Annotated in this window: 5 protein-coding genes; 1 reads left to right on the forward strand and 4 read right to left on the reverse strand. The window is 44.3% G+C overall.

From position 1 onward, the window contains the following. Positions 1–26: 26 nt before the first annotated feature. The 3 genes from U868_RS0122455 to mobA all read right to left on the reverse strand — a co-directional run bounded on the left by U868_RS0122455 (position 27) and on the right by mobA (position 4032). Complete coding sequence (locus U868_RS0122455; RefSeq protein WP_025155246.1) at positions 27–1424, reverse strand: glutamate decarboxylase; 1398 nt, start codon at positions 1422–1424, stop codon at positions 27–29. A 346-nt stretch (positions 1425–1770) separates the two neighbouring features. Next, positions 1771–3696, reverse strand: coding sequence for a TraI/MobA(P) family conjugative relaxase (traI, locus tag U868_RS0122460; RefSeq protein ID WP_051583105.1), 1926 nt, complete (start codon positions 3694–3696; stop codon positions 1771–1773). A 21-nt stretch (positions 3697–3717) separates the two neighbouring features. Then, positions 3718–4032 carry a plasmid mobilization protein MobA gene (gene mobA, locus U868_RS0122465; protein ID WP_029991573.1) on the reverse strand — a complete coding sequence of 105 codons (315 nt, stop codon included), beginning with the start codon at positions 4030–4032 and terminating at the stop codon, positions 3718–3720. A 224-nt stretch (positions 4033–4256) separates the two neighbouring features. On the opposite strand from mobA, the gene U868_RS0122470 reads away from it, so the two are divergent. Beyond that, positions 4257–4556, forward strand: a complete 300-nt coding sequence (locus tag U868_RS0122470; RefSeq protein WP_025155247.1) for a hypothetical protein — start codon at positions 4257–4259, stop codon at positions 4554–4556. A 27-nt stretch (positions 4557–4583) separates the two neighbouring features. Here U868_RS0122470 and U868_RS0122475 read toward each other — a convergent pair whose 3' ends face one another. Further along, entirely contained in the window at positions 4584–4967 is a 384-nt protein-coding gene (locus tag U868_RS0122475) for an N-6 DNA methylase (protein WP_240182753.1), read from the reverse strand. Positions 4968–5319 lie beyond the last annotated feature (352 nt).

A 5319-nucleotide genomic window follows, 5' to 3' on the forward strand; every position in this document is an offset into this window, starting at 1 on the left:
TCTTTGAACACCAAGTGCCTGAATGATTAGCTATGGTTGAAGCTGGTGCCTTCTTCATCGGATAGAGGAACGCTGACCGGGTGTTTTTCGAAGTACACTAAAGTACGTTTGAAATCTTCAATCAGCAAAGAAGCCAAGTCAAGGCTGACACCATGACGCACCAGAATACGCTGAATAACCATATCTTCACGATTTGCCGGCATTGAGTAAGCGGGTACCTGCCACCCGAAGCTGCGTAATTTGTCGGCAATATCATATAAAGAGTAATTTACTTTTACGCCGTCTTTAATTTTCCATGCAAGGGCCGGAATACCAGTTTTACTGTTACCATCGAAAAGCATTTCGAACGGACCCAGTTTTTCAATTTCATGTGACAGATATTGCGCAGTGGTATAGCAGGCATTATGAATTTTTGCATAACCATCACGGCCTAGGCGCAGAAAATTGTAGTATTGCGCAACAATCTGACCACCGGGCCGGGAGAAGTTGAGCGCGAAGGTTGGCATATTGCCGCCCAGATAGTTGACATTGAAAATCAGCTCTTCGGGCAAGTCTTTCGCTTCACGCCAGACAACCCAGCCAGCACCCAGAGGAGTCAGGCCAAATTTATGTCCGGAAGAGTTAATAGACTTCACCCGCGGCAAACGGAAATCCCAATCCAGTTCTGGGGCACAAAACGGAGCCAGGAAGCCACCACTCGCGCCATCTACATGGATAGGAATATCCAGACCAGTGTCCTGCTGTAGTTTGTCCAGAGCGTCGTGTACTTCTTTAACTGGTTCGTATTGGCAAGTAAAAGTGACGCCTAAAGTAGGTACCACACCAATGGTATTTTCATCAGCCCGCTTTAATACCTCTTCAGCGTTCATGATCAGACGCTCCCCTTCAAGGGGGATTTCACGTAGCTCAACATCAAAATAACGGGCAAATTTATGCCAGCAAATCTGAACCGGGCCACAAATCAGGTTTGGCTTATCGGTCGATTTACCCTGAGTAGCACGTTTTTTACGCCATTGCCATTTCAATGCCAGCCCACCCAGCATCGCGGCTTCTGATGAGCCGATAGTGGAACAGCCGAGAGTATTTTCCGAATCAGGTGAATTCCATAAGTCTGCAAGCATCCGTACACAACGACTTTCCAGTTCTGCTGTTTGCGGATATTCATCTTTATCTATCATGTTTTTATCAATAGATAAGTCCATCAGTTCGCGAATTTCGTCATCAACCCATGTCTGGCAGAACGTCGCTAAATTCTGGCGTGAATTACCGTCAAGCATGAGCTCATCACGTATAGCGCAGAAGACATTGCGGGGATCACATTCGTTTATTGGAAACTGATTTTTGGGTAATAATTTGGACAATTCAAGCGACCCATAGATATCATCCCGTTCGCTATAATTTGAAGATATACATTTAGTATTCATAAACAATCACTCTCACATTAATAAATATTTATTATCTGCTGATTTTTAATCATGGTTTAAAATAGTTTAAGCCGGAGTGATTATCAAAAAAAAAGAGGTTTCATTGACGTTTTGTTGACTAAATGAGTTATTGCAAAAATAACTTGAGTGATAAACATTCCAGCCTGACGGCCAACGGTTTTGCAGTCTGCTGTATGACCAAACCGGTTCTGCCAGAATAGCTTTTTAATAAAAACTAATTTGATAGTCTCACGTTCAAATCTGGGCAGAAAAAATGACCACGGCTCTGTCAGTTCAGGGGAAGACTGACTTCAGGGAATGATATCGATCATACTGAAACAGTGTTTCAGCTGTTAGGCTTACGTTGTAAATGCATATCTGATGCGGTTTTAGAATTATGCCCGTCCTTACATTCCGGCATTACTGTTACACTTGTGGCCCGGGCTGTCACATTGCTTAAATGTGCCGGCTTTTGACCACTGTAGCGGCTGCCGGAAATGACAGACTCTATCTCACGCACTGTCGCGCTTTCACCGCTGACAGTGACCTCTTTTACCTCTGAACGGCTGATAATTGTCTTCACTAACCGGTAATTCTCTTCTTTTCCTGAATGCTCGAATCCCGGCATTAACTCGATACCCTTCGCCGTATCTTTGACTGTTGGCTGTCCGTCACGATAATAAAGGACAGAGCCGTCCTTCTGCAGAACACCGGTATGAGTCCCTGTAGTCACTACCGCAGACTCCCCCGGTGAATCATCACAGGAAACAAAAATGCTGTTACGGTTTAACTGTGCCTGTTTCACATTACGCTTCTCTCTGTATGCCCAGCCACGCAGCTGACTGAGGGCCGCTTTGTCACCGTTTATCGCCTCCTGCTCACACCACTGCCGGTATGATAATGGCTTGTAACGTCCGGCAACAATCAGGTTTTCACGTTCTGCCTTCAGCGTTAAACGCAGTTTTGAAACCGCCTGCATTTTTTCAAATTCGGCAACACGATAAAGTAATTTTCTCAGCAGCGGGTCATGCCGGGAGCGCCGGATTGCTGATTTTCTGGCACTGCAATGTGCGGCGATTCGGCGGTAACGCTCTCTGATTTGCAGATCAGGTTTTTGCCACCCGGACTTATAGGTCTGATATCGTATTTTTAATGCGGCTCTGGCTTCGGCTCTGGCAATCCGCTGTGCTGTTCTGATTTCGCTGTCACGTCGCTGGAACTCCGGATTGTACGTATTTTTGATATCAGACATATACCAGTTTTCCGGATCGGGATCATTCAGGTTGTTAAACTGAGGCGCTTCCTGATACTCACCAAGATATCTTTCCAGCTGAAATTTTGTCAGTGTCGGGTGAACGTCTGAGGCTTTCACGCTGATGATATCCGGGGAAGCGGCATCACAGATGACCAGCCCCTGATTATGCTCTCTGAGCGAAAGTCCCTGCTCATTCAGGATACGATGAATCATATCCCAGCAGCAGGATGGCTGGCGGAACGCGTCCGTCAGGTTGTCGCGGACGTGTCTTACCGCATAGTGATACAGACTTTCTTTATCAGAAAAAATTTCACGTTTTGCGGCACCCTGAGGAGCCGGTTTAAAATGAAAAGGGGCCCTGACCAGGGTATTATCATTACCCCATATCCAGCTGCCGTTATCAGGCTTAAACTGATATTTTCTTTCAAGTTCACGACAGCATTTCTGAAGAATATCCGCATCATTCCAGATACTTTTCGCCAGATAGGTTTTGGGATTGACTCTGTTCACGGCAATATGACAGTGAAGATTATCGGTATCAGTATGGATTGAGGTGACATACTGGTGATCACTCATCCCGAGTGCATCTAGGCAGTATCTGGCACTGGCAAAAATATCATCCGGAGTGGGTTTTTCACTCTCCTGCCAGCTGAGGATGAAATGGTATACCGGCTGCTGACAACGGATACTCTGTGATGCAACGGCATTCATTTCTGAGGCGGCTGTTTCCAGTGAAAAACAGTTTGTTTCACTTTCTACAATCCCGGATCTGGCCCGTGATCGGCCGTCCTGAAATGCAGCCGTAACGGTAATTTTACTGTGGCTGTCTGCCCGATCGATGTAATCAACAAGCCGGTTAAATGCCGCTGATGCAGGGTCAGTATTATCACTGTGTGCTTCGGTTTGTATTACCCTGTCCGGATCATTATTCACTCCGTCACGAACGCTGATGTACTCTACAAGTTTGCGAAAACTTGTATCTCCATCCTGTCGTTTTTGCGGAATAATAATGATCATAAACTCTCTCTGCCTGCCCTCTCAGCGTAAATCCATCTCATTAATGGCCTGTTTGATACTCACTAAAACATCGGAAAACTGTCTGCTGAGTTCCGGTGTCATATGCTTTTGCATTTCATTGTAAAGGTGCTTCTGTAGCCCCCCGAGCCTCAGCAGCTCATTCATCATTCTGATATCTGTCTTTACAGTGATTTTCCGGTTAAGGGCCGATTTCCTGAGGAGTTCGGAGGTACTTAACCCCGCATTTTTTGCTTTATCACGTATTGCATCCGCTTCATCAGCAGTGCAGCGAATAATGATCCTTATATTCTTTTGACGCGATTCACTTTTTGACATAACGGCCCTTAATGACTGATTTCGGGTGTCGGGGCGAAGCCCTGACCAGGGGTGTTGTGGGGACTGACTGCGAGCAGGCGGTACATACAACACATTTCCTGTCCTCAATTATACAACGATTTTCGATTTCAGGCATGTGTTTTTACTCAGCAAAACAGGCTTCAAAGAGAGGGGTTTTGGTGTATTATTTCCTGACAGGATTAATCTCACAAAGGTAGATACAGATGGCTTCTTCTGAAAAAAAATTTTACTCGAAAGAAGATATTACACTTGCTCTTGATGGTCTGAGGGGGCTCCCTGACCTTTCAGAAGAGAAATTAACCAAAAATGATGTTCTGGAATCACTGAAAGATGAAATTATTATTCTTGCAACAAAGAAATCATACAGCGCTGCTGAGATAAAATCGGCACTGCTGACAGTTGATATCAATGTGAGTGAGAAAGCGATAAATGATATTCTTAAAGCGTCTGAGGGTAAGACAAAGAGAAGCCGGAAGAAATCCGATAAGAATAAAGAACAGTGAATAAAGGCGGATAATCCGCCTTTTCAGTTACCTGAAACGCCATGAATTAAAATAATAAAATGGCGTATACCATGTTTTTGTTATGATGTTTGTCAGTGTATTCCCGGTATTGACCACTGCCGGTATGCCTAACAGTGATAATTGTATGTAGCACATACCGGCTGCATCTGAATCTATATCCGTACACACGGCCAGCATTTGAGTTTGCGGATTATAATTTTTATCCCGGAGATTTTTAGCCACAGCGATTATCATTCCTCCTGCGCCTGCTGTGGGTTCACACAATGAGACATAACCCTTTGTTTTTATCGTATCAGCTACATCCCCGAGCAATACTTCACTCATCAGTTCTGATACATAAAACGGCGTAAAAAACTGCCCCGTATCTTTGTTACCCAGCTCAAGATCCATATAAACTGAACCTAAAAAATCCTCAGTAAAACTCTCTAAACCGGCAACAATAAAGGACAGCAGTGTTGAAAAATTAAGAAGATCTTTTTTTTCATAGCTCCTGATTATTTTAAAATATTCATCTTCCAGCTCTTTACATTTCAGAACGGAATTCTGAATAGCAATTGACGATACAGCAAGAAAATCAGAAAAAACCTTAGGTAATCCCCCCGAAAAACCGGTGTGTTCATAAGTAGAATTTTCTCGTAATCTGAACCGGGGAGAATTCTATGAAGAAAGCACGTTTTACCGACAGTCAGATCATGTCTATCCTGAAACAAGCAGAGGCCGGAACTGTAGTGGTCAACTAAAA

It is taken from the genome of Morganella morganii H1r (genome assembly GCF_000633515.1).
Taxonomy (GTDB): Bacteria; Pseudomonadota; Gammaproteobacteria; order Enterobacterales; family Enterobacteriaceae; genus Morganella; species Morganella morganii_B.